General features: G+C 37.7%; 23 protein-coding genes. 7 read left to right on the top strand and 16 right to left on the bottom strand.

The features are described from left to right. Positions 1-59: 59 nt before the first annotated feature. Both P3U61_RS02390 and P3U61_RS02385 read right to left on the bottom strand, forming a co-directional pair. The gene (locus tag P3U61_RS02390; RefSeq protein ID WP_015729533.1) at positions 60-923 is read right to left on the bottom strand and encodes an ROK family protein; all 864 of its coding nucleotides are present in this window, start codon (positions 921-923) and stop codon (positions 60-62) included. After that, the gene (locus P3U61_RS02385) at positions 904-1575 is read right to left on the bottom strand and encodes a FadR/GntR family transcriptional regulator (RefSeq protein WP_014613176.1); all 672 of its coding nucleotides are present in this window, start codon (positions 1573-1575) and stop codon (positions 904-906) included. The genes P3U61_RS02390 and P3U61_RS02385 overlap by 20 nt, the downstream gene beginning before the upstream one ends. Before the next feature lie 157 nt (positions 1576-1732). Here P3U61_RS02385 and P3U61_RS02380 point away from each other — a divergent pair, with 157 nt between their 5' ends. Together P3U61_RS02380 and P3U61_RS02375 are read left to right on the top strand one after the other, a co-directional pair. After that, entirely contained in the window at positions 1733-2614 is an 882-nt protein-coding gene (locus P3U61_RS02380; protein WP_014613175.1) for an N-acetylneuraminate lyase, read from the top strand. Between the two features lie 141 nt (positions 2615-2755). Continuing rightward, positions 2756-4282, top strand: coding sequence for a sodium:solute symporter family protein (locus P3U61_RS02375; RefSeq protein ID WP_014613174.1), 1527 nt, complete (start codon positions 2756-2758; stop codon positions 4280-4282). A 451-nt stretch (positions 4283-4733) separates the two neighbouring features. Here P3U61_RS02375 and P3U61_RS02370 read toward each other — a convergent pair whose 3' ends face one another. The 6 genes from P3U61_RS02370 to P3U61_RS02345 all read right to left on the bottom strand — a co-directional run bounded on the left by P3U61_RS02370 (position 4734) and on the right by P3U61_RS02345 (position 10254). Beyond that, complete coding sequence (locus P3U61_RS02370) at positions 4734-5657, bottom strand: ABC transporter substrate-binding protein (RefSeq protein WP_140223490.1); 924 nt, start codon at positions 5655-5657, stop codon at positions 4734-4736. 268 nt (positions 5658-5925) lie between these two features. After that, positions 5926-6303: a YbaN family protein gene (locus P3U61_RS02365; protein WP_014613172.1), complete on the bottom strand. Its 378-nt coding sequence runs from the start codon at positions 6301-6303 to the stop codon at positions 5926-5928. A gap of 123 nt (positions 6304-6426) precedes the next feature. Continuing rightward, positions 6427-7587 carry an acyl-CoA dehydrogenase family protein gene (locus P3U61_RS02360; RefSeq protein ID WP_015729536.1) on the bottom strand — a complete coding sequence of 387 codons (1161 nt, stop codon included), beginning with the start codon at positions 7585-7587 and terminating at the stop codon, positions 6427-6429. Positions 7588-8024: 437 nt separating this feature from the next. Next, the gene (locus tag P3U61_RS02355) at positions 8025-8372 is read right to left on the bottom strand and encodes a transcriptional regulator, SarA/Rot family (RefSeq protein ID WP_014613169.1); all 348 of its coding nucleotides are present in this window, start codon (positions 8370-8372) and stop codon (positions 8025-8027) included. A 462-nt stretch (positions 8373-8834) separates the two neighbouring features. Next, positions 8835-9188 carry a DoxX family protein gene (locus tag P3U61_RS02350; RefSeq protein WP_014613168.1) on the bottom strand — a complete coding sequence of 118 codons (354 nt, stop codon included), beginning with the start codon at positions 9186-9188 and terminating at the stop codon, positions 8835-8837. A 13-nt stretch (positions 9189-9201) separates the two neighbouring features. Then, positions 9202-10254 carry an LLM class flavin-dependent oxidoreductase gene (locus P3U61_RS02345; protein WP_140223488.1) on the bottom strand — a complete coding sequence of 351 codons (1053 nt, stop codon included), beginning with the start codon at positions 10252-10254 and terminating at the stop codon, positions 9202-9204. Positions 10255-10958: 704 nt separating this feature from the next. Here P3U61_RS02345 and P3U61_RS02340 point away from each other — a divergent pair. Next, positions 10959-11687, top strand: a complete 729-nt coding sequence (locus P3U61_RS02340) for a CHAP domain-containing protein (protein WP_063278970.1) — start codon at positions 10959-10961, stop codon at positions 11685-11687. Between the two features lie 163 nt (positions 11688-11850). On the opposite strand, the gene P3U61_RS02335 is transcribed toward P3U61_RS02340, so the two are convergent. The 3 genes from P3U61_RS02335 to P3U61_RS02325 form a co-directional block, all read right to left on the bottom strand. Continuing rightward, a complete protein-coding gene (locus P3U61_RS02335; RefSeq protein WP_014613165.1) occupies positions 11851-12327 on the bottom strand; it encodes a hypothetical protein in 477 nt (158 codons plus the stop codon). 271 nt (positions 12328-12598) lie between these two features. Next, positions 12599-13996, bottom strand: coding sequence for a Na+/H+ antiporter NhaC (gene nhaC / locus P3U61_RS02330; protein WP_070407688.1), 1398 nt, complete (start codon positions 13994-13996; stop codon positions 12599-12601). 25 nt (positions 13997-14021) lie between these two features. After that, the gene (locus tag P3U61_RS02325) at positions 14022-15098 is read right to left on the bottom strand and encodes an NAD/NADP-dependent octopine/nopaline dehydrogenase family protein (RefSeq protein ID WP_014613163.1); all 1077 of its coding nucleotides are present in this window, start codon (positions 15096-15098) and stop codon (positions 14022-14024) included. A 669-nt stretch (positions 15099-15767) separates the two neighbouring features. On the opposite strand from P3U61_RS02325, the gene P3U61_RS02320 reads away from it, so the two are divergent. The 4 genes from P3U61_RS02320 to P3U61_RS02305 all read left to right on the top strand — a co-directional run bounded on the left by P3U61_RS02320 (position 15768) and on the right by P3U61_RS02305 (position 18320). Continuing rightward, positions 15768-16346, top strand: a complete 579-nt coding sequence (locus P3U61_RS02320) for a CHAP domain-containing protein (protein ID WP_014613162.1) — start codon at positions 15768-15770, stop codon at positions 16344-16346. A 310-nt stretch (positions 16347-16656) separates the two neighbouring features. Then, the gene (locus tag P3U61_RS02315; protein ID WP_014613161.1) at positions 16657-16983 is read left to right on the top strand and encodes a DMT family transporter; all 327 of its coding nucleotides are present in this window, start codon (positions 16657-16659) and stop codon (positions 16981-16983) included. Then, a complete protein-coding gene (locus tag P3U61_RS02310) occupies positions 16980-17294 on the top strand; it encodes a DMT family transporter (RefSeq protein ID WP_014613160.1) in 315 nt (104 codons plus the stop codon). Before P3U61_RS02315 ends, P3U61_RS02310 begins: the two co-directional genes overlap by 4 nt. A 63-nt stretch (positions 17295-17357) precedes the next feature. Further along, entirely contained in the window at positions 17358-18320 is a 963-nt protein-coding gene (locus P3U61_RS02305) for a 2-hydroxyacid dehydrogenase family protein (RefSeq protein WP_140223487.1), read from the top strand. A 195-nt stretch (positions 18321-18515) separates the two neighbouring features. On the opposite strand, the gene P3U61_RS02300 is transcribed toward P3U61_RS02305, so the two are convergent. From P3U61_RS02300 to fdhF, 5 genes are all read right to left on the bottom strand, one after another. Beyond that, complete coding sequence (locus tag P3U61_RS02300; protein WP_014613158.1) at positions 18516-19643, bottom strand: FAD-dependent monooxygenase; 1128 nt, start codon at positions 19641-19643, stop codon at positions 18516-18518. A 19-nt stretch (positions 19644-19662) separates the two neighbouring features. Next, entirely contained in the window at positions 19663-20442 is a 780-nt protein-coding gene (locus tag P3U61_RS02295) for an N-acetylglucosaminidase (protein WP_015729543.1), read from the bottom strand. Positions 20443-20469: 27 nt separating this feature from the next. Next, positions 20470-20712: a hypothetical protein gene (locus P3U61_RS02290; protein WP_015729544.1), complete on the bottom strand. Its 243-nt coding sequence runs from the start codon at positions 20710-20712 to the stop codon at positions 20470-20472. A gap of 744 nt (positions 20713-21456) precedes the next feature. Beyond that, positions 21457-21924: a helical membrane plugin domain-containing protein gene (locus P3U61_RS02285; RefSeq protein WP_015729545.1), complete on the bottom strand. Its 468-nt coding sequence runs from the start codon at positions 21922-21924 to the stop codon at positions 21457-21459. Then, entirely contained in the window at positions 21924-24860 is a 2937-nt protein-coding gene (fdhF, locus tag P3U61_RS02280; RefSeq protein ID WP_096636664.1) for a formate dehydrogenase subunit alpha, read from the bottom strand. The genes P3U61_RS02285 and fdhF overlap by 1 nt, the downstream gene beginning before the upstream one ends. Between the last annotated feature and the right edge of the window lie 70 nt (positions 24861-24930).

Below are 24930 nucleotides of genomic sequence, written 5' to 3'. Positions count from 1 at the left end.
GATAAAAAACATTTCATTCCAGATTATAGCATTAATGTAAATACGATTTCTATACTTGTTTACAATTCAGCAACTGCACCGAGCAATGCGGCATGATTTTGTAATTGTGCGACTTCAACTTTGGCATGACCGTAATCTTCAGGTAAATATCGTTTCAACTCCGGCAAAATATAACGTAATAACACGTCACCTTGTGCAGAAACTCCGCCACCAATAATAATCAATTCCGGATCATAAACAATTTGAATTTCCGCAATACCTCGTGCCACTTCACGCGCCCATTGCTGAATATAATGTCGTGCTGTGGCGTCTCCATTCTCCGCTTCTTCAAACAGTTGCTGAATATTTTGATGCGGATAGTTTTCTCTCATTAACAATTGTTTTAACGCTTCAGTTGAGGCCCGCTGTTCATATTGTGTCTTCGTTTCTGGATCGTATAATAAATAACCAATTTGATTTGGACGATGACGTATGCCCGTTAATAATCCGACATTGCGTTGATAATAACTGCCGCCAATGCCTGTACCTAAAGTTAAACAAAACGCACTCTCATAATCCACTTCTCTTTCATCCAACTCCCCTAACAATGCTGCATCGACATCGTTATAGACGACGAGCTCTTGAACATAGGCACTTAGTTTATCTACAAAGTTTGTGCCTGTATAATTCAAAATATTGGGGTTGGCGTAAGCAATCGTACGCGCCTTTCTATCTACGGCCCCCGCTGTTGAAATACCTACTGCGACCGCTTGTAGTTGATGTTCTTGAATATAACGTTGTAACCTTGCCTCAACATAATTAATAATGGCGTCATTTTCATTAACGGGTGTACGCACTTTATCATAATCTTGTAATTGTCGATTTTCATCAATAATGGCTGACTTAATATAAGTCCCTCCAATGTCAAAAGCTATTTTTTTCATAAAACTCTGCCCCTCTCATGAGATGTTGCGTTAACAATGCCTTAGCCAACGAAAAATTTCCATCCTTCAATGCTTCATAAATATTACGATGTTCTGTCATACTCCGCACATTTTCTTCGTGTGATGTTTCGATAGGGGTTTGATAAAAATACGCTTGCACCACGGCACTCATTTGTTGAAATAATGATGAGTCCACTGCAGTGAGTATACTTTCATGAAATTTTTGATCAGCAGATACATTAAACGCTTGCACATCATCCACAAGTGACTCCGCTATTGAAGTTAATGGTGCCTGTTTACGTTCAATAATATCAATCGCTGCCAATTCGAAAGTCAGCCGTAACATCATTAAATCTTTTAAATTACCATGAGAGACTTGAAAACTAAATAAAAACCCTTCAATCAGTGGCGTAATATCTTGTGCTTTCACTAATGTGCCTCGCCCTTGTACACTTTCAGTCACACCAGTGTTTTCGAGATAACTTAAAGCCTCTCGCACTACAGAGCGACTCACTTGATACGACTCGGCTAATTTGCGTTCAGTTGGTAATTTATCCCCTACCTGTAATGACTCTGCTATAATATAATCCTTAATCTTTTGTACGACTGTTTGCTTTAAACTTTTACCAGAACGACTTAACATTTCTGCCATGCTCCTTACTAACTCCTTGTGTACAGTTTAGTACAGTTTAACATAATTGATGAGACACGTTGTAAAAATATTGACCTCTTCATTGATAACGCTTACAATTAGATTATAAATTGGTCAGACCAATATTACAAACAGATGATTTATTGGAGGGTGTACCATGCATGAAAATTTAAAAGGTTTATATGCAGCTTTACTCGTCCCATTTGATGAAAACGGACAAGTGAAAGAACAAGGTTTAAGAGCGATTATCCGTAACGCGATTGACGAACAACAGTTAGATGGTTTATATGTTAACGGAAGCTCAGGCGAAAACTTTTTAATGAATACCGAACAAAAGAAAGAAGTTTTCCGCATTACGAAAGATGAAGCAAAAGACGATATTCGCTTAATTGCACAAGTCGGTTCATTAGATTTAAACGAAGCGATTGAATTGGGTCAATATGCGACAGAACTCGGTTATGATTCATTATCAGCAGTTACACCATTTTACTATCCATTCACGTTTGAAGAAATTCGTGACTATTATTTCGCTATTATTGAAGCGACTCAAAACAATATGATTGTGTACTCTATTCCCGGATTAACTGGTGTAAATATTTCAATCCAACAATTTGAGGAGCTTTTCCAAAACGATAAAGTAATCGGCGTCAAATATACAGCACCTGATTTTTATTTACTCGAACGCTTACGTCAAGCTTTCCCAGATAAGTTGATTTTTTCTGGTTTTGATGAAATGCTCGTACAAGCTGCGATTTCAGGCGTTGATGGCGCAATCGGCTCGACGTTCAATGTCAATGGTCGTCGCATTCGTCAAATTTTTGAACATGCTCAAAATGGCTCGGTTGAAGAGGCTTATCGCATTCAACATGACACGAATGATATTATCGAAACGGTGCTGAGCATGGGCTTATATCCAACATTGAAAGCCATTTTAGCTGAAAAAGGGATTGATACAGGTGTGCCAAAAGCACCATTCCATCCGTTTAACGAAGCACATCGCGACGCATTGAAAACATTGATCAACCAATATCAACTTTAAGATAATGAGACTTTGAATTAAAAAGAGTGAAGTACTAACGATAAATAGAGACAGAGTTATGCTTCACTCTTTTACTTTGCTATATATTGTAAGCGGTTTCTAAAAAATCTTTATATTGAACATTGAAAGGGGTTTGTTTTTATGGGAACAATTGGCTTTGGTTTTTGGAACTGGATTGCTTTAATTCTATACTTATTAATCATGTTAGGTGTTGGGGCGTATTTTACGAAACGTGCAGGAAAAGATACCGATAGTTTTTTTAAAGCCAGTGGCCGTCTACCGTCATGGGTCGTTGGATTTTCTATTTATGCGACAACTTTAAGTGCGATTACGTTTATGTCAACACCAGAAAAGTCTTATTTAACGGATTGGTCTTACATAGCTGGTAACATCGCAATTGTTGCTATTATTCCGTTACTCATTCATTTTTATATTCCATTCTTTAAAAAACTTAAAATCACTTCAGCTTATGAATATTTAGAAGCACGCTTCAACCCTGCAGTACGTGTGATAGGTTCTGTCCTATTTATATTATTTCATTTAGGCCGTGTAGCCATTGTGATTTATTTACCGACACTCGCAATTACAGCCGTTTCCGATATTAATCCTTATTTAGTCGCTAGCCTTGTCGGAGTTTTATGTATTATTTATACGTTTCTTGGAGGTTTTGAAGGGGTCGTATGGAGTGACTTTATTCAAGGTGTGATTTTATTAGGAGGCGCACTTGTCATTATTATTACCGGAATTGTGCATATCGACGGTGGATTTGGTACGGTTTTGAACGAAGCAGTGAGTAACCATAAACTCATCAGCGCAGACAACTGGAAAATGAACGCCGCCGCTGCAGCTATCCCAATCATTTTCCTCGGTAGTATTTTTAATAACTTGCAACAATATACAGCAAGTCAAGATGTTGTTCAACGTTATCAAGCGTCTGAATCTTTAAAAGAAACGTCACATTCGATTTGGACAAATGGGGTGTTGGCCCTCATTTCAGCACCACTCTTTTACGGCATGGGAACGGTACTGTATGTTTTTTATGCCACTCATACAGCACTACCGAAAGATTTTAATACATCATCAATCGTCCCTTACTTTATCTTAACTGAAATGCCACCATTCATTGCGGGATTGATGATTGCAGCAATTTTCGCGGCAGCACAGTCAACGATTTCATCAAGCTTAAACTCTATTGCAGCCTGTTTCTCAGTAGATATTAAACAACGCTTCTTTGGAATTAAAAGCGATGCAACTGAAGTGCGTATGGCGCGTGTAACGACTGTTGTTACAGGACTCATTGGTATGCTTATCTCATTATATTTAATCGCCGCAGACTCTAATGACGTATGGGATCTTTTCTTATTAATTACAGGGCTATTCGGGGTACCAATTGCAGGCATCTTTGCGGTCGGTATTTTCACGAAGCGTACACATGGTGTCGGTGTCATTATCGGTATTTTTGTCGCAGTCATCGTCAGTTATTTCTTACAAGGACAAGGCATTGGTGGTGCAGGCTCACCATTCTACATCTCAATTATTGCCTTTATGACAGCGTTTATCGTTGCATATATCGCAAGTCTCATTATCCCAACACCGAAAAAAGATATTTCTGGACTTACAATTTTTGATAAACACGGTGCCATCACATACGTGCGTAAAACAAAATAATTCATCTCACAAAAAGGTATTCCATTTCTTTTGAGTTGTGTACTCAATAGAGTGAGATACCTTTTTCATTGGCGGTTAGACCATAAGAGATAAAAGAAAGGAAAACTTAATCTCCCCTCCTCATGCATAACACTCTATTTGAAAGCATCAAAATCCACCATCACTTTCAACGCTGTATCATTTAATCAAAGCGTTGGTTAGTTGAAGCGAGGAGGTGGGAACGCTCCTTTTTTCTCCACTTATTACTACCAAAAAGCGGTACCACTCAATTGAGAGTAGCACCGCTTTCTTATTTTGCCGACCCGTCCGAGATTCCTGAGGCATTAGCTGAAACGGAAAATCCAATTCGGCTTACTCCCTATTACATTTCAACCAAGCCGAATTGAGTTGAAGTTTCAGCGCCTAGGAACGCGAGTCCTAAGGTCAGCAATAGCTAGAATAACGACTCATCTTAATTCGTTGGTAACGCTAAAAGTTGTTTCTTTAAATCCTTACGAATGACATCTAATGTATATGGATCGTTATACCAATACACACTTGAATCTACATTAAACGCATATTTGTTTTGTACCGCTTCTAAATTTTGCCACATTGCTGTTTTTTGGAATTCAGGTTGTGCGTCATCTTTCGCTTTCGCTGTAATAATCACATCTCCAGCATATTTGCCCACTTCTTCTTTCGGCACTTCTGTCCAACCTTCTTTTTTTGTTGCATCGTCTAACGCTTTAGGCATTTGTAAACCGAACGCTTGGTAAAGTACTTCACTACCGCGTCCCCAGTTTTTACCATAAGCATAAATTTTCTTATCAAAGTCTTCAAAAATCGTTACTGATGTGTCATCACCAAGATGCGCTTTAATGTCTTTACTATCTTGTGCGGTTTGTTTCTCCCAATCCGCTTTCCATTTTTTCACTTCATCTGACTTACCGACAATGTCACCCATTGCTTCTTGTTGTTCAAGATAATTGTATTTCGCATAGTCAAAAGCAATCGTTGGTGCAATTTTTTTCAATTTATCTGTGTTTTTGTCTGTGTTGTATGTAATGATGAGGTCAGGCTTTAATGACGCTACCTTTTCTACATCTTCTGCCCCTACTTTATCCACATCTTTAAATTGTTTCGCAAGCACTGGACTTTGGTCAACTTGATCGGACACACCGACAATATTTGCATCAAGATATTTTAAACCACCCGCATACGTCGGTGCCATGACAACAATTCGTTTTGGGTCTTTCGGAATATCGATTTTTTCCTCATCTTTAGCTGTTTTGAGATTGAAAGCTTTTGTTTCCTTTTCACTACTTTGATTATCGTTCTGGCCACATGCCGCCAAAATTAACATACATACCAATAACGGTAATAATAATCTTTTCATTCATCTTCCTCCAATTGATAATGATTATCATTATTATATAGTGTAATGACTTTGGAATCAATCTTTTTCTAAACAAAACTTTTTAAATAATAAAATAGGTATTTCACAAATGTTTGTTTTTGAGTTTATTATATTTTCAACCGTGGCAAACCCAATATCAAAAAATGGCCCCTTGACCTAGCAACTCGATAAAAAAAGCAGAAACGACACGTCACTATAGCGTGCAATTTCTACTTCTTCATCTCGTATTCAGTTTAACGTACATATGTTATCGCATATCATAACTTTTTGGTAAAGTCTTTACCCATGTAAATAAGACCACCGTTTGTATTACAACCATAACCAATAATCCTAGGCGAATCATTGTCACATCCACCATCCAAATCGAGAATCCCACTACAATGTATAAACTAATTAATAATTGTATTTTCTTTTTCATCGTATAGCCACGATGTTTACGAAAATCTTCAACGTAAGCTTGATACACCTTTGTTTGTATAAGCCAATCATGAAAACGATCGGAACTCTTCGCAAAACAGAGTACAGCGACAAGTAAAAAAGGCGTTGTAGGCAATAATGGTAAAACGGCGCCTGCAAAACCTAATAATGTAAAGATACCCCCTATGCCCAGTAAAAGATATCGCATTATCCTATACTCCTTTATTCATAATAAATTTGCGTTCATGCTTGGTGTCGAACTTTTATCTCTAAAACTATCATAACGACTCTTTCACAAAAAAACAATCGTCTTTTCAAAGATGCGACCGTCCTATACATCACTTCGACGTTCAGTTATTGCTTGTTGTGCGACTTTTGTAAACGCCATGTCCTGCATGGGTGGGTTATGCAGGCCTGCGCGCATGTCTCGAAAATATCGTTGCAATGGGCGCTCCATTTCTAAACTTTTTGCACCGACGATACGCATCGCCAAATCAATCACGTCCAATCCTTCATTCATCACTACGACTTTACTTGCAGCGGTTTCTGCAGCAACAACATCTTGTGGTGTCATTTTTTGGTAAGCACGTGCAGTACTCCATAGTAAATGCCTCGCTGTAATGAGTTTTGTTTCCATTTGACCGATATTTTGTTGCACAACCGGTAAGTCTGCAATCGTCCCTTCAATGCTATTCGGACTATATTCTAATGCAAAATCAACTGCATAATCTCGAGCAGCTTGGGCAATACCTAAATAAGTTGCGGGAATGTGTAATAACCAACCATTTTGATACGGTGGCCCTTCTCCTCTGATTTCGATGAGCTGGTCTGGTTGAACTGGCACATCATTCAGTATCACATCATGACTTTCTGTCGCACGCATGCCGACCATATTCCAATTATTGGCAATTTCTAAACCTGGCGTATCTTTCTTGACCATAAAAAAGCCTACTTGTTCTTTTTCAGGGATGTAGGCTGCCACAATGATATGTGTTAAGACAGGACTCATCGACGTAAATGTTTTAACACCATTTAAAATAAAATGGTTATTTTCAAAGCGCGCATACGTTTGGGGGCGTCCACCTCTTGTAGGACTGCCTGTTTCCGCTTCACTTACCGCTCTATTTGCCAGTGCGCCGTTTTTCACTGCTTCAGCAAAATCATCTAAAATCGCTTTATCCCAAATGCGACGTTCAAACACTTCCCCTACAAGTGCAATGTGCCAACCAATTGAAAGTGCAGTAGGTCCATCAATCGACCCAAGTACTGACTGGAGGACGACCATATCTTCTAAAGTGGCTCCTCGTCCGCCGTACGATTCAGGTAATGTCAATTGCGTATACCCCTCATCAACTAACCATTGAATATTCTCGTGAGGAAAACGATGCGCTCGATCATTACTTTGCGCATATTTTGTCAATTCTTCACGATGCGCTTCAAGCTTTGCGAGCCATTCTTTCTGTATAGCAGACTGGATTAACACAGATTTCATTTCTAAAACCTCTCAATCTTTTTATTTCTTACTTACTTTATCAACATTATAATATAAATATGTGCGAATGCCTAATCCGAGTTTTAAAATGGGTTTTAAAATACGCCGTTGATAGCTACAGTTTCCGCCTTGATTGAAGGGGATTTTGTGATAACGTTTTGTACGCATCAGACCCCATCTAGTCATGCTGTGTTGCGATAACATAAAAAAAGCGACAAAAAGCTTATGGTGTACGCTTTTTGTCGCTTTTTCCCCATCTCTTTTTCACTATCTTTAGTGCACTAAAGACCCCATCTAGATAGCGGTTTTCTTTGGATATGTCGCTGCTAGAAACAGATGATATGCCCTTCAATCCGAAACTACTTGCCGCTAATCCAATATTGTTCATTGTTTATTGCCCATTCATGCTACATGCTGTCAATCCGTCAATGATATGCTTAAAGTAACGTTTCGATTTCGTTAAATAAACTCGCAATTTTTTCGTATTGCTCTTTTGAAACTTCAATAATGACTGTTCTTTCATCTTGTTCATTACGCTTTTTAGTTAAGAAACCAAAGTCTTTAAGCTTTTGCATCGCTTTCGTAATGTAATATGGCTTAAACTTAGAAGATCTTATAATATCTTTCACGTTATAAGTTTCTTGTTGATGTTCCAAAATAAACGTTAAAATGAACAGTTCCTCGTAAGTTAAGCTATACTTTTTCTTAATTTCTGTGTAAATCCCTTTTGTCGTGAAGCTGATCGTCATTAATTCTTTCATATTTTTGATTTTATACTTTTCCATACGCTTACCCCCTATAGATAAGTGCCAAGTTTAATAGGTTTCTTCTCTAATTTTTCTAATAACTATATTAACTCGGAAATTTAATATTTTAATGTTTATATTTTAAACCGAATCCGTCTTTTTTTCAATTACTTTCTGTATACTGTTTCAGAAAAAAATTTTGTTATTATTTCTTTAGAAAAACAAGCGATGGACTAAAATGCCTCAAATAAGGGAAAATAAAGATTATAAATAAATTATTTTTAAGCTTCGATTTTAATCGAACAACAATTGAGTTTTGTGCAAATGTCTTATTAACAATCAATAGTATTTCCTAGAAGAAATAAAAAAATAATAACCTACAAAGCGAAATACTTTGTAGGTTAAATTATTAAATATTCACTTTTAAGTTATCGTCATCAATAATAGATTTTCAAACTAAAGAGCTAGTACAATAAACATCAAATGAATATGTTATTGTAATTATTTTTTGTTAACTAAGTTGTCAACTAAGCTTAACCCTGCTAAAGATGCCACGTCGATTGCGTGTTGTGCACCTTCTTTACCTTGACCTGCTTCAATGTGTTTGTAAATTGCACCTACTAATACACCAAGTGTTAACACTGAAGCAACTTGTGATAAACGTTTGTCAAAAATACTAATAGCGAAAAGACCAGCAGCAACAGCTTCAGTAATTCCAATCACTTTAACCATACTTTCAGGTAAGTTGAACATTTTAAAAGCGTCCTTCATACCTTGGTCACCTTTCAATTTTGGTTGAGCTGCATCATATAATTGCTTTGCTACCTTTAAGTTTGTAACGTAACGTAAAATCATTTCTAAATTCCTCCTATTTGTTTTCAAAATATGAATCGACGATAGGTTTTACCTTTTCCCCAAAAAGTCTAATTGCATGCATTGTTCTTTCATGTGGCACAGAACCTAATGGTAAGTGTAACATAAATCGTGTAATACCTAATGCCTCGATGGTATCAATAATTTTTTGTGCGACTGTTTCTGGACTACCAACGTACATCGCACCATTTGGACCAATCTCTCTTTGGAAATGCTCATTAGAGAATGGTGGCCAACCTCTTTCTTTAGCCAATACATTATGATGTGCTTCTACACTAGGATAAAACTCACGTTGCGCTTGTTCATCCGTATCTGCAACGTAACCCCAAGAATGAGAAGCAACTTGAAGTGTGTCACCATTATGACCATTTGATTCAGCAACAGCTTTGTACATCGCAATATTACGTCTAAATCTTTTTGGGTCACCACCTATTATCGCATAAGTAATCGGTAAACCTAAAGATCCTGCTTTTAATGATGACTCAGGTGTGCCGCCTGTTGCTAACCACACTGGTAATTCTTTTTGTACCGCACGTGGATATACACCACGTCCATCAATATTTGGTGTCAATGCACCTTCCCAGTGTATAATCGTATTTTGATTAATTTTCAATAATAGCTCTAATTTTTCATCAAAAAGTTGTTCGTAGTTTTTAAGGTCGTAACCAAATAATGGGAAAGATTCAATAAATGAACCACGACCTGCCATAATTTCTGCACGTCCATCAGATAATGCATCAATTGTCGCAAATTGTTGATACACACGGATTGGATCATCTGATGATAAAACCGTTACTGCAGACGACAATTTAATGTTTTTAGTTACAGCCGCTGCTGCCGCAAGCACTGTTGTTGGGCTAGATACAGCGTAGTCAGGGCGGTGATGTTCCCCTAATCCATAGACGTCTAGGCCTACTTCATCTGCTAATTTAATTTCTTCAACAACATTACGAATACGTTCTCCGTTTGAAATTGCTGGTAATACACCATTTTCTGTATGCATATCTTGGTTATCTGCAAAAGATGTCAATCCTAATTCAATTTTCATCTCAACACCACCTTTCAAGTATAAAAATTATACTAAGATTATATCCCTCTCTTATACGATTTGTCAATAAGAAAGATTCCGATTTCAATTTATAGCGTACCCGCCTTAAAATAACACATTTCTTCTATTATATGTATAGATAAACAATCATGCTTTATTCTATTTTCTTCTATTATAATAGATAAAAAGACGTTCACAAACTTTCAATTAAATCTATTTCTTCATTAATAAAAATACATTCAAGTGATGTTTTAGCTTTGAGGCAAAATAAAGGTGACATTCATCTATACTTTACCCACATATGCAGTTAAAGATGCATAAATATGCCCAATTCAATGCCTTATGTATATTTTCTCTTTTGTTTTCATAACACAAAAACTGCTTAAAAATCTGCGGCGAAATGTTTCTGTAACTATATTACAATTATGTAACAAAATATTTTAAAATACTTTCAAAAGTTTTCTTTTTTGTCTAAAAACCCCTTAACAAAGCGCTTTATAACCCACGCTAATATTACATCAAATTCCATCAAAATGATTAAACATTACAAAACAAAGAAGTACTACACAAGCGATTTTTTTTCTGATACAGTATATATCGTTATTAAACCACAACAGTTGGTTTATACTTATACAGAAAATCAAATCACACTTTAGTGAATTACTTTATAATCTTGAACAAATTATCTAGGAGGATTTTTTACAATGAAAAAATTAATCGCTACAACTTCAATCGCTACAGCAGGAGTTGCTGCTTTAACATTAGCTCATGGTCACGATGCACAAGCAGCAGAATACAACGGTGGATATAACCCACAAGACCCAACGTCTTATAGCTATTCTTACACAATCGACAATCAAGGAAACTACCACTTCACATGGGAAGGTAACTGGTCACCAGAGCGCTTTAACGGTGGTAACGCATCAGCTTCTTACTACACTGGTTACAATGCAACAGCAGGTACTTCATACACGCAACCAACACGTACTTACAGCGCACCATCATACACAACACAAACGACAAGCACGTCTAGCTCATACAGTTCACGTGATTATGCATCATCTTATACAACAACTACAACGTCTACACGTTCAGTATCAAGAGGTGGATCAAGTGCGAACCTATACACTGTAGGACAATGTACTTATTATGTATTTGATCGTGTAGGTGGTACAATCGGTTCAACTTGGGGTAACGCAAGTAACTGGGCAAGCGCAGCAGCTGCAGCAGGCTACACTGTAAACAACCGCCCATCAGCAGGCGCGATTTTACAAACAACTCAAGGTGCTTTCGGTCACGTAGCATACGTTGAAAGCGTTGGTTCTGATGGTTCTATTCGCGTATCAGAAATGAACTACGGTTACGGTCCTGGTGTTGTAACAAGCCGTACAATCTCAGCTAGCCAAGCAGCATCTTACAACTACATTCACTAACATGAATCTTTCATATATTAAACCCTCCGCATTTTGATATGCAGAGGGTTCTTTTTTGTGTATTTTTAAGTTGAATCACATACTTCTCTTTTACAATCTCACAAGTTTAAAATCGCTACGCTCGCCATACATGCCAACTCATCACTTTAAACCACTTCATGCTTTACAACCAATAAGCAATCGTTACCCAATAACCAAATGCAAAGAAATAGAGTAATGGGAAGTTTTCCATGTTTTTAGTTTTCAGTTGCTTAATGACGACGTGTACACCTATCCCTACAAACACTGCTGTCAAAATCAAGCGTATGACGAGCATCATCGTTATGGCATCAGAAACCAACAGGCTTGGGCCACTTGTGGCAAAAATAACAAGTGTGAACAATACAATCATCACTGTATAAACGATAGTATCTATAGAGCGATAAAGATGTGAATAAGTCCAAACCACAATGAAACCAAAAACTGTGACAAGTGCAATTTCATGGATTCGCTCATATAAATGAAGGGCATCAGTCTGATACAGTACAATCGCTACAAAATACAGTAACAGGCTGATAGCCCATAATATTACAGAAGGACTTTTAAGTTGTTTTTCATCGTGATTGATGTATCGGTGAATCCCAAACCATAATAGAATCATCGCTACTAGAACTATTAAGTATAAGATGGAATCACCTCTTCATGTTTATACTATAACCGTTTTCTATCTAGCTAAAACATATATGATTCAATTATTTAAAATTTTCTTTTTATTTTGATACCCATATCCCCTTTTACGATAAGACTTTGCAATCACTTCATTTCTCACTCCTATCGTACTGATTTATTTAACTTATAAAAAAAGCATATACCTAAAATCAGTTGTTTTTGATTTCAGAATATATACTTTTAATCATGCGTCGTTATCCTTTTTATAATGAAGCAGATGCTTTCTTTTTAATGCCGATGCCGGTAAAGCCATAGAACAATGCGAAAAGTACGCAAAGATAACATGGTACAGCCCAAATGAAAAATTGACCGACACCGACACCCAGTTGTTGCGTATAATAAATGCCTGAGGTCCCCCATGGAATGAGTGGGATAATCATCGTACCAGAGTCTTCTAATGTTCGCGATAAATTCACCCGATCCAGGTCCATTTTGTCATACATTTGCATGAATAAGACGCCGACCATAATAATCACAACTGACGCCACCCCTGCAGCGAGCACCATCATTAAACTTCCTATAACCGTCACGAGAATGAGCTGACCGCGTGAATTAATATTTTTAGAAATGCTATGCAAAATTACGTCTAAACAGCCCGCTTTTTCGACAATTCCTGCGAAAGCATAGCCACAAAAAATCGTCACTAATACTTGCGTCATACTCATCATTCCACCTTGCTCAATCAATGACAACGCTTTTTGAGACAAGCCTTCTTGACCAAGTAACATTTTTGGTGTAAAACCACTAAATGTCGCAATGAAGCCATTTTTAAGTTGAAATCCGTTGTTTAACCAACCAACGAAAATGGCTACGACACTTGAAATGAGCATCGATGGTACAGTTGAAATTTTAGCTAAGAGACACACGACAATGACAATTAACGGAAGCCAAATGAAAAAGTTAATATCGTACATTGTAGCAATGTCTTTTAACAATGCGTCAATTTGCTCTGTATTCGTCTGAACTGAAAATCTTCTTGATGCGATATGCCAAACGATGAGGCCAATCATAGATGCCGGTACAGTCGTCCAAATCATATGTTTAATATGGCTGAAAATGTTCACACGTGTCACTAATGATGCCAAATTGGTCGTATCCGATAATGGTGACATTTTATCTCCAAATACTGCACCTGAAATAATTGCACCGGCTGCCATGCCTGCTGGAATATCCATATGTAAGCCGATTGCCATTAAAGCTATACCTGCAGTGGATGCTGACCCCCATGCCGTCCCTGTTGCTACTGAAGTGATGGCTGAAATGAGAAATGCCGAAATGAGAAAGTAACTCGGACTTAAAAATTTCAAACCATAATAAATCAGTGCAGGTACAGTGCCTGAATACATCCACGAACCAACGATAATACCGACTGTCAAAATAATGAATATCGCAGGCATCGCTGTCGCTAAACGATCCGTAATCCCTTCTTCTAAATCTTTCCAACGTAAGCCGACACGCCATGCAATCCATGACGCATACGCTGCTGAGATAATTAATAAAGGTTGTACAGGTATTTCAAAAAAGATAAAACCTACACAAACCACAATCATCATCACGAAAATGGTTGACAGTGACTCTAATAAAGTAGGTTTTCTTTTCATACACAACACACTCCCCTTTGTATTTTTAGTAAGAAGCTAACCCTACATTTTCTCTTCCTAAGTATTCAATTGTTAAGCCCTCATTGAAGAAATCACGCTCTAAAATTGTTGACGCTATTACAATAATCGCATCAATATTCGGTGTAGGCACCCCTATTTCCCTACCTAAGCTCGACCATAAGACGAGGCCATAAGCGATATCTTCAGTTAAATAACGGTTGTTTACTTTATTCGGCCCTGGAATTCGTGAAAAGACCGGGCTATGATTGAACAGTTTGTTGAGTGGTTCATCTTCCATCTCACGCTCTAAATAACCACGTGCAATACGGGCTTCTTTCGCCGTTTCCAATTCAAAACCTAACTTACGTCCTAACGTTAAACGCTCGACTTCGACTGCATGTAACAAGCGCACCGTATGATTTGTAATTCCTTCTTTATAAAGCGCAAAATCTCCACTGTAATCAATACGTCCCACATTCAATAACGTTGGTCCAGGATGTACTTCTGGATTACCGTTTTCTAAGTTTGTACGCCATAAACTTTCTTCTTTAACAATATATGGATAGAGCGATTCCACTTTTTTAAAGGTTTTTGTTAAATCCTTTTCATTTAATGTAGAGAAATAAACTTTTCGTACATTTAATGATAAATCGACTGAAGCTGTTTCAAAGTTGACGCGTGTCCCATACGTTAATGTGTTCGCTTCTGCAAAGATGGGACGTGTCTCTATTTTGTATTCTTCTAAAACTTTAATAAAACGTGCTGACCCCATTGCTGCTGCCATATTAAAGAAAATAATTTGATCATTATTAATATGCGATGACATTAATTCCGCATAATATTCGATAAATGACGAAGGGATACATAACATAACAATTTCAGCACCCTCTAAGACATAGCCCATGTCGTCACTAATATTTGTGAACGGTACAAAACTTTCTGTGCCCTCATTATTAAAATTAAAACCACCTTGTTCAATGGCATAATCAAATTTACTGATGGATTGGTTACGACAATACAGTTTGACGTGATGCCCTTGATTCATCATATCAACCGCTGCTGTCACTGCCCCGTTACCTGATCCTACAATTGCTATTTTCATTTATTTACCCTTCTTTCTGTTTTTTTCTGTTTGATGTCGTGTCATCGAATTGTGACTCAACATGAATCGTAACAGAACGATTATCAAAAGAAAACAATTTTTTGAATATCGTTGCATTCTCATCGCGTTGTTGCTTAGTTATACCCTTTATGCGCACAATTATGTTGCTGATTTTTTATTTTAGTGCTACACATATTGATAGACTGCTCGTTGCCCATCCTCATAGCCTGCTTCCCATGTAGCATTGACTTTAATCGAACTTTTTCAACACCTTCAATTAACTCTTGATATAAAACAATTCATTTTTGTACGTTTCGTTTTAGTTCATTTTTTCAAATTAATGACGTTGCATTTTTAAAGTCTAAAACAAATTAAGTCATTGCTCTAAATATTACATTCACTGTAACATCTTGAATGATAAAAGGTTTAAAAACAAAACTAAATAGCGCGTTAAATCTACATTTGATAAGGAAAAGTGTCGCTGTCATGAGATTACATCGTATCCCATTCGAGTTTTAATTCAATTACAAAACTGTAACATTCCACACAGACGGCTCAATTTTTGATAAAGTTCATATTGTCGTTAAAAGAACGATTTAATTAAACAAACCAACTTTTACAATTCTCAAATTAAAATAAACAACCAAAAACTTTAGGAGGACTTTTATTATGTTAAAAAAATTCGCTACTACAACTACATTAACTGCTGGATTAGGTGCTGCCGCTGCGGTGGGCTTACAACACGATAACGCTGACGCTGCTGAAGGTAATTACAGCTATTCATACAGCTACAACTACGGTTACAACACAAATGCACAAGGTAATACAAACTACAACTACAATGCAAACAGCAACCAAACATACACATACGGTCAAAATACAACAAGCATATCTACTTCAACACAATCAACTGGCGTAACAAGTGCTGGAAACTTATATACACCTGGTCAATGTACTTGGTATGTATATGACAAAGTTGGCGGTGAAATTGGTTCAACTTGGGGTAACGCAAACAACTGGGCAAGCTCAGCATCAGCTGCAGGTTTCACTGTAGACAACAACCCTGAAGAAGGTTCAATCTTACAATCAAATGCAGGTCCTATGGGGCACGTAGCATACGTTGAATCTGTCAATGAAGATGGTTCAATTACAGTATCAGAAATGAACTATGACGGCGGTCCATTCAACATAAGTACACGTACAATCTCTGCATCTGAAGCGAGTTCATACAACTACATTCACGTATAGGATGACATGAATCATTAAATTTAAAAAACCATTGTTGTTACAGCATACAGCAATGGTTTTTTATTGTGTATATAGGATTAGAACATTGAGTTTTCCAACCCCCTATCTTATTAATCATAACAGCGGCAAAAAATGAGGATCAACTAGACGTAAAAATTGGGTGCTATCGTGTGGATAATCAAACGCAGAAATCTTAGGAATAAGACGAGTTTAACAAAAATATTGCATCAAAAATTTGTATGGCTCATCTTGCCGACAAATGAATATTCATTATATGATGGCATTATATGATTTCAAGGAGGCATTTCACATGCAATGGACGAAAGTGATTTTCGCTGGTTTAATGGAAGTGGTCTGGGTTATTGGCTTAACGCATTCTCATCTCCTTTACCAATGGATATTGACCATTGCGCTGATCAGTTTAAGTTTTTGGATGATGGTATCTGCTTCACGCATCTTACCTGTAGGCACAGTATATGCTGTATTCGTCGGTATTGGCACGTTAGGCACAGTCATTGTCGGCATGCTGTTTTTCAATGAGTCAGTGAGTTTCATCAAACTGTGCTTCATCCTCACATTACTTATCGGCGTTATCGGTCTCAAATTAACAACAGATCAGGCAGGTGAACAGCAATGAGTTGGTTCGCACTTTTATTAGCAGGCTTATTTGAAGTATTAGGCGTGCTTTGGTTAAACGAATATGCACGCCAACATCAAAAACGTTTTATTGTATTACTTGCTATCACCTTTGCTTTGAGCTTAGCCAGTCTTTCTTGGGCAATGGCAGACATACCAATGGGAACCGCTTATGCCATTTGGACAGGAATCGGCACAGCAGGTGGTACGATTTTAGGAATGGTCGTTTATCATGAATCCAAACAATTTATAAGAATCTTTTTCATTTTCTTGATTATCATTTCTGCAGTTGGATTGAAATTAGTTGTATAACCGGCATTTCTTGTAATCTAGAAAGGGGTTTCATATACTAGAGAAGAAAGGTGGGAATCGCATATGAAAAAAGTATTTATTGCAGGTCCTATCCCAGAAAAAGGACTTGAAATATTAAAAGCTCATTTTGAAGTTGAGATGTACGAAGGTGAAGGAATTATTGATAAAGAAACGCTTAAAACTGGCGTTAAAGACGCTTTCGGACTCGTCAGTTTATTATCTACAGAAGTGGACCAAGAAGTGATTGATAGTGGTTCAAATTTACAATTTATCGCCAATTATGGTGCAGGTTTCAATAATGTCGATGTCGATTATGCACGTTCAAAAAATATTGATGTTTCAAACACACCTAAAGCCTCTACAAATTCAACGGCTGAATTAACGATGGCGATTTTACTTGCTGCAGCACGTCGCGTTGCAGAAGGTGATCGTCTAATGCGTAATGAAGGTTTCAATGGGTGGGCACCGTTATTTTTCCGTGGTCGTGAAGTATCTGGTAAAAAATTAGGTATTATCGGCTTAGGTGAAATTGGTACAGCCGTTGCGCGTCGTGCGAAAGGATTTGATATGGATATTCTTTACACAGGGCCACACCAAAAACCAGACAAAGAACGTGAATTAGGCGCGAAATATTTAGATTTAGACACGTTACTTCAAACAGCAGATTTTGTTGCTATTAACGCTGCATATCAACCGTCTATGCGTCATATGATAGATACACCTCAGCTAGAAATGATGAAACCAACAAGTTATCTGATTAACGCTTCTCGCGGTCCTATCGTGCATGAAGCAGCATTATTAGAAGCCCTCCAAAACAAAACGATTGAAGGGGCTGCACTTGACGTTTATGAATTTGAGCCAAAAATTACGGAAGGTCTCAAATCATTAGATAATGTGGTCATTACACCGCATATCGGTAATGCAACATTTGAAGCACGTGATATGATGGCAGAAATCGTTGCGAATAACTTAGTTAAAAAAGCTAATGGGGAAGCACCTGATTTTATCGTTAACTTGCCAAAATAATCGATGCCACACCCCTTGCCTTTATCTATTGAACTACATGTAAAATAAAGGAGTGAGATGGGCACGGACGTAGAAATTTTCTATGTCCCTTCTCCCAATTCATTCTTAATTTTCGACGACTTAATCGATATCAATTCAAAAAATAGAAACAGAGACTGAGAAAACATAATCTCCAAGTCTCTGTTTTTACTTTTATTATTCACTTTTCGTACGATATAAAAGTTGTGTTTGTCGTTTCATGACCCATGTTGGCAACAATCGCATGAATCGATTTCGCATTTTAATACTAAGTCCATTCGCTTTTTGCGCCACTTTTCCAATTTGACGCGAACGCTTCGTGATTTGTCGGGTATGTTTCACACGTAATCGATTGTAGCGTTTCAGTGCACTTTCGAGCGTGTCATATTTTTTCAACACATTTGATAAAACGATCGCATCTTCCATCGATTGACCTGCACCTTGACCCATATTCGGTGTTGTCGCATGTGCTGCATCACCTAATAGCACGATATTCTTTTCATACACAAATGTCGACAATGACTTCAAATCATAAATATCATGATGCAAAATCGCAGTTTCAGCTTGTAAATCTAATACTTTACGCACTGGTTCTGGAAAATGATTAAAATACGCTTGTAAATAAGGTTTATTAAACTTTTTAAAGTGCATATCATTTTCTTTCGCATTCATCGTCGCAAACCAATATGCCCGACCATCTAATAATGGAACAATGCCGAAACGTCCTTTTTGTCCCCAATATTCATCGGCTATCGGTTTTAACATGTCCATATCGTCAACTATTCCTCTAAAGCATGTATATCCTTGATATTGAACTTTATTTTTAGGTTGAACAGATTGTCTCACTTGTGAACGAATCCCATCAGCACCAATAATCATATCGACTTGTACTGCACTTTGCTCTTTAAAATGAATCGTCCCAGTAGTCCCATTACTTTCGACATGCGTCACTTTGTGGTTAAAATGAAACAATTCATCATCTAAATAGGATTTTAAAAGGTCCACTAATGTTTGACGTTCTAACGTTACATTCGTGTTTTTATCGCTTAATGGCAATGTATTTAATATGTGGCCTTGCTCGTCAAAAATACGCATCGCTGTCAAGACTTGACCGGCATTTTTGATTCCTTTAGCGAGATCATGTTCGCCGAGCATTTGAATCACATTGTCTCCAATACCAATGCCCGCACCTACCTCACTAATAGTGTCTTGCTTTTCATAAATTGAGATATCGTGTCCTTGTGCTCGAAGCATTATTGCAGCTGTAAGACCACCAATGCCTGCACCCACAATGCCGATTTTCATATCATCACCCCGTCATTGATCATTTCTTGTAAAAATCTTTTCGAATATCATCTTTTTTAATACCATATTTTTGGTAGTAAACTTCCATACGTGCAGCAATTTTAGCCGGCCAATCGATGTCGCTCGCATACTGATTCGTCGCAGGGCTTTGCGGATTCCATCGCATTTGATACAAGTTGAGCTGGCCATTTTCAAAATATTGCGTTCTTACAAAAGACGCACCACCTTTAATCGCTTTATCAGGTGAAGTCCATCCCGCTTTTTGAGCATAACTTGCGCCTGTTTTGACAGCTTTACGATCAAACGCACCGATACCAAAAAAATTGTAATAACGAGCGTCACCTTTGCGTAAACCTTTCGCCAAAGCAGACCGACCTTCTCCTGTTTCTAACTGCGCATGGCTCACTAAATAAATGACATTGACATCATTTTCCTTTTGTGCCTCTAAAAAAGCTTTCCCATGCCCTTCTAAAATGCCGTTCCCCTTTAACATGTCATTCACTTCATCTTCCGACATTTCAATCGGTTCAGATAAATCCATATACATCAAATCTGAATCTTTGTGGTCAACAGTCATCGCAGCTTTGATGTCTTGCTTAGAAGCATTGACAAACTGGTTACCTTTAGATTTTGTATGTAACGCATCCCCTTGCATTTGTTTGGCAAAAGCTTCATCAAATGTATGTGTTTTATCATTTTTAAAAAGAGACGTTTCATTGACCACAAATAAAACGACAAATAACACAAATAATACAATAATAATAGCTTTCAAAGGTTTCACTTTACGCGACCGATTCATCTCATAGACTCCTTTACATGATTGATGTTACCTCGACATATAAATCATCACACCTACAGCACATAAAACTACAAAATACGCGATATTAACAATAATCTTTACCGCACGCTTACCGTGAAAAAGCATATTGAATAACACGAGACTCAAACCTAACGAAATTAAAAAGCAAACGAGCGCAATCCATGCACTGACAAAAACAAGTAAAATCAATCCCAAAATTAAAAATACATTGGAAACAATACCTAATATTTTAATCTTTTTTGTATCCATTTTCCCACCTCTTTCATACCTGTATTATTTTATCATGAAACGAACATCATCGCGACACAGCATTCATTCTTAGCACGTTGCATAAAACGACCTGATACACGTAGAGCGAGCTTTAAAACTTTATGTAAACTGAAAATGCATACCCCTTTTTAAGAGAATAGCACCGATTCATTTTTGAAGAAATGCATATTTCAGAGTATTGTTTTCTCTCTTACTTTTTATCTTTGTGATGGATGTCACATTTTATCAATCGCTCTCTTTCTAAGGTTGCATGAACGATGCTACACATTTAATCAAAATTGACTGATTGATTTGTAACGCTGGCCGAGACGCTTGAGGGATCAGTTAAAGGCTAAACAACGTCATTTAACTTTAAAAGTGGCTACCGTTTAACGCAGTAGCTGTCTGACTTCTCAATGCATACGCTTTTGAGAAGTCTAGTCAGCCTTGCGGGGGCAGTACGACGAAATCTTTGTTGCACATGAGATTTCTGTACTGCTCCCAAAATCCAATTCGGCACCCTTCAAATGTATACTTCAATCAAGTCGAATTGAGTTGAGGCAAGGCCCCTAAGAACGCGAGACCATAGCGTCCATTCAATCAGTCAAACAACCATTCATGCAGAATCGTTCACAGCAATCTGAAAGATACGTACTATCCAATGTTCTTGAAATGTACTAAAACTGCACAAAACAAAAAGTGGAATGACATCAACTGCCACTCCACTCCGAAATGTCCAAAAAACTAATCGCGAGACATCCCCTTCAACAAATTCAAAAAGTAAGTCAAACTTTGATTCATCTCATCATCCTTCAACACACGCATCAAACCTGTCACAGAAGTACGTGCATGAGGACTCGCCTGATTTGCTACACGAATACCGCGATTCACTTTATTCAACAATACGCGCAGTTCATCAGTCTGCAAATCACCTAATAAGAACAACATTTGGCCCATATTATGAATGACACCTGTATATTGATCTTTATTCAATTCAGCGGTAATTTTTTCTGTAATGACACCACGTTGTTTCACGGCACCATTTAATGCATCTAATATTTTAGCCTCATCTAGTGTACGAATAAGGTCAATGGCTTTTAAGATACTATCTTTGTTTTCCGCAATGGCATCCGTAACTTGTGATAAACTTTCTGCTTTGATTGCTGCTCCACTTTTTTCAAGACGTTTAATTTTTCTAATACGTTCAGCCATTATTTCATCACCTGATCCCCTGGGAAGACATAATCCGATCTTGCCCATTTTTTGTCAACACGTACGCTGTACTGTGGATTTCTTGTTTGATTACGAAAGTTGGTTGGATTAAGTGGTGATTTTCCGCGTTTACTCAAGATTTCCATACGACAGCTTGTAGATTTATAAGCCGGAGTATGTGTTTCTGGGTCTGTCACACTACTTGTTAAATAGTTAATCGCTGCTGCACTGTTGTCATTCAACGGTAAATAAATTTGTTTACCGGACACGCGATCTGTAATGTGCACGTGCATTGTCGCTTCACCATGTTCAGAAATTAATTTAACTGCTGCCCCTTCATGGATACCACGTTCTTTTGCCAATTCTGGCGATACTTCAACAAACGCAGTCGGCATTTTGTATTTTAATCCTGGTACTTTGTATGTCATGTTACCTTCATGGAAATGTTCGAGGACACGTCCATTATTCACATGTAAGTCGTATGTTTCATTTGTTTTATAGAAGTTATTGAAATCTAGTGCAAAGAATTTCGCCTTACCATTATCAAAGTTAAAACGTTCAGTAAACAATAATGGTGAATCGGTACCATCTGCAGCGACTGGCCATTGTAAGCTGTTATAACCTTCTAAACGATGATATTTCACGCCAGCAAACATAGGTGTTAAGTCTGATGCTTCATCCATAATTTCAGCTGGGTGTTTGTAACCCCAATCAAAACCAAGTTCTTTCGCAATCATTTGTGTGATTTGCCAGTCTGGTTTAGAGTCACCAAGCGGTTCTAACACTTGATATAAACGTTGGAAACGACGTTCAGTGTTTGTGAATGTACCATCTTTTTCTAATGACGGGCTTGCAGGTAAAATCACGTCTGCATATTCAGCTGTAAATGTTAAAAATTCATCTTGGACGACAAGGAAGTCTACTTTTTCAAGTGCAGCTTGAACATAGTTAATGTTTGAGTCCACAATGCCGGTATCTTCCCCTAAAATGAATAAACTGTGTACGTCACCTGCATGAATATGATCCATCATTTGGTGGTTGTCGTAACCTGGATGACTTGGTAATTTCACACCCCAACTTGCTTCATAACGGCCACGCGCTTCATCATCTTCAACACCTTGGTAACCAGGGAATTTATCCGGCATACTACCAAAGTCAGAACAGCCTTGAACGTTATTATGTCCACGCAATGGATAAGAACCTGCGCCTGGTTTCATGTAGTTACCTGTTGCTAATAACAAGTTAGAAATCGCTGTACTTGTATCTGAACCTGTTTCTTGTTGTGTCACACCCATCGCCCAACAAATTGAAACTGAATTAACACTCACAATTTCTTTGGCAAGGTGGATGAGGCGCTCTTTTGAAATGCCTGTATGTTCTTCTGCAAAGTCCATTGTATACGGTTCGAGTGATTGATAGTATTCATCAAAATGGTCGACCCATTCATCAATAAATGACTGTGCATGCCATCCTTGATCAATGATGTATTTAGTCACAGCAGATAACCATACTAAGTCTGTACCTGGATAAGGTTGGTAAAATTCATCTGCGCGTTGTGCCATTTCATGTTTACGAATGTCGAATACATGCAATTTGGTACCGAATAATTTGTGTGAACGTTTAATACGAGATGCGATAACAGGATGTGCTTCTGCTGTATTCGTACCGATCGTAATAACCATTTCTGCTTTACCGATATCTTCAATTGAACCTGAATCACCACCATGACCGACCGTGCGGAATAAACCTTTTGTCGCTGGTGCTTGGCAATATCTTGAACAGTTGTCGATATTGTTCGTACCAATTACTTGACGTGCAAGTTTTTGCATTAAGTAGGATTCTTCATTTGTCGCTTTTGAAGATGAAATGAATGACAATGCATCTGGACCGTATTGCGCTTTAATTTCTTGCATACGTGTTGCGACATGTTTAATCGCTTCATCCCATTCGACTTCTTCAAATTGATCACCACGGCGGATTAATGGTTTCGTTAAACGCTCTTCTGAATTGACGTAATCCCAACCGAATTTCCCTTTCACACATGAAGAAATTTTGTTTGCCGGTGAATCATGAGAAGGTTGTACTTTTAAGATTTCACGGTCTTTCGTCCATACTTCGAAGCTACAACCAACACCACAATATGTACATACTGTTTTCGTCTTTTTAATACGTTCTTCACGCATAGCCGCTTCGGAATCAGACACTGCAAACAAAGGACCATAGCCTGTTTCTGCTTTCTTCGTTAAATCAATCATCGAAGCCAGTGAACCTGGCTCAATATCTGTCATGTAGCCTGCATTACCGACCATGTTGTTCTCCATCATTGCATTACATGGACACACTGTTGCACATTGACCACAGCCAACACATGAAGAGTCATTAATTGAGACATCGTTATCCCAAATGACACGTGGATGTTCACGATCCCAGTCAATGGACAACGTTTCATTCACTTGAACGTCTTGACACACTTCGACACAACGTCCACATAAAATACATTGATTCGGATCATAACGATAAAATGGACCAAAATCCACTTCATAAGGTTTCGGTTTATATTCATACGTTTGATGTTCCAATCCCCATTGGTCCATCGTATTATGAATCTCACAGTTACCGTTATTGTAATCACAAACTGTACAATAAAGTTGGTGTTTTTCTAAAATGCGATCTAATGCTTCCTTTTGGCTATCTTGTACCGGTTGTGTTGTCGTGTTCACAACCATTGAGCGTTGTACCGTCATCCCACATGCACGTTCGATTTTGCCGTCAATTTCAACGGCACACGTATCACATGTTTGAATTGGTCCAAGTGATTCGTTATAACAAATTGAGGGTACAAACGTTTGTTGCTCTTTTATGAATTCAAGCAGATTTTTGCCCGGTTCTACAAGATAATCTTTACCATCTAAAGTTACAATAAGATGTTCTTGCATCAATATCCCCCCTGAAATGATTGTTTATTTTATATGCCTAAGATGCCCCCACATACTTAGTTATTTCCAT

This window comes from Staphylococcus pseudintermedius (assembly GCF_034042775.1).
In the GTDB taxonomy this organism is placed as follows: Bacteria; Bacillota; Bacilli; order Staphylococcales; family Staphylococcaceae; genus Staphylococcus; species Staphylococcus pseudintermedius.
The sequence above is the reverse complement of the archived record's forward strand: the minus strand, read 5'-3'. Positions and strand labels throughout refer to the sequence as shown.

Bases quoted from the DNA above. Each gene is read 5' to 3' on its own strand.
- P3U61_RS02365 (WP_014613172.1), bottom strand. From the start codon at position 6,303: ATGCGATATCTTTTACTGGGCATAGGGGGTATCTTTACATTATTAGGT.
- P3U61_RS02385 (WP_014613176.1), bottom strand. From the start codon at position 1,575: ATGGCAGAAATGTTAAGTCGTTCTGGTAAAAGTTTAAAGCAAACAGTC.
- fdhF (WP_096636664.1), bottom strand. From the start codon at position 24,860: ATGCAAGAACATCTTATTGTAACTTTAGATGGTAAAGATTATCTTGTA.
- nhaC (WP_070407688.1), bottom strand. From the start codon at position 13,996: ATGAAAAGAAAACCTACTTTATTAGAGTCACTGTCAACCATTTTCGTG.
- P3U61_RS02340 (WP_063278970.1), top strand. From the start codon at position 10,959: ATGAAAAAATTAATCGCTACAACTTCAATCGCTACAGCAGGAGTTGCT.
- P3U61_RS02310 (WP_014613160.1), top strand. From the start codon at position 16,980: ATGAGTTGGTTCGCACTTTTATTAGCAGGCTTATTTGAAGTATTAGGC.
- P3U61_RS02305 (WP_140223487.1), top strand. From the start codon at position 17,358: ATGAAAAAAGTATTTATTGCAGGTCCTATCCCAGAAAAAGGACTTGAA.
- P3U61_RS02320 (WP_014613162.1), top strand. From the start codon at position 15,768: ATGTTAAAAAAATTCGCTACTACAACTACATTAACTGCTGGATTAGGT.
- P3U61_RS02360 (WP_015729536.1), bottom strand. From the start codon at position 7,587: ATGAAATCTGTGTTAATCCAGTCTGCTATACAGAAAGAATGGCTCGCA.
- P3U61_RS02375 (WP_014613174.1), top strand. From the start codon at position 2,756: ATGGGAACAATTGGCTTTGGTTTTTGGAACTGGATTGCTTTAATTCTA.
- P3U61_RS02285 (WP_015729545.1), bottom strand. From the start codon at position 21,924: ATGGCTGAACGTATTAGAAAAATTAAACGTCTTGAAAAAAGTGGAGCA.
- P3U61_RS02380 (WP_014613175.1), top strand. From the start codon at position 1,733: ATGCATGAAAATTTAAAAGGTTTATATGCAGCTTTACTCGTCCCATTT.
- P3U61_RS02290 (WP_015729544.1), bottom strand. From the start codon at position 20,712: ATGGATACAAAAAAGATTAAAATATTAGGTATTGTTTCCAATGTATTT.
- P3U61_RS02355 (WP_014613169.1), bottom strand. From the start codon at position 8,372: ATGGAAAAGTATAAAATCAAAAATATGAAAGAATTAATGACGATCAGC.
- P3U61_RS02350 (WP_014613168.1), bottom strand. From the start codon at position 9,188: ATGATTTTACGTTACGTTACAAACTTAAAGGTAGCAAAGCAATTATAT.
- P3U61_RS02335 (WP_014613165.1), bottom strand. From the start codon at position 12,327: ATGATTCTATTATGGTTTGGGATTCACCGATACATCAATCACGATGAA.
- P3U61_RS02325 (WP_014613163.1), bottom strand. From the start codon at position 15,098: ATGAAAATAGCAATTGTAGGATCAGGTAACGGGGCAGTGACAGCAGCG.
- P3U61_RS02300 (WP_014613158.1), bottom strand. From the start codon at position 19,643: ATGAAAATCGGCATTGTGGGTGCAGGCATTGGTGGTCTTACAGCTGCA.
- P3U61_RS02370 (WP_140223490.1), bottom strand. From the start codon at position 5,657: ATGAAAAGATTATTATTACCGTTATTGGTATGTATGTTAATTTTGGCG.
- P3U61_RS02295 (WP_015729543.1), bottom strand. From the start codon at position 20,442: ATGAATCGGTCGCGTAAAGTGAAACCTTTGAAAGCTATTATTATTGTA.
- P3U61_RS02390 (WP_015729533.1), bottom strand. From the start codon at position 923: ATGAAAAAAATAGCTTTTGACATTGGAGGGACTTATATTAAGTCAGCC.
- P3U61_RS02315 (WP_014613161.1), top strand. From the start codon at position 16,657: ATGCAATGGACGAAAGTGATTTTCGCTGGTTTAATGGAAGTGGTCTGG.
- P3U61_RS02345 (WP_140223488.1), bottom strand. From the start codon at position 10,254: ATGAAAATTGAATTAGGATTGACATCTTTTGCAGATAACCAAGATATG.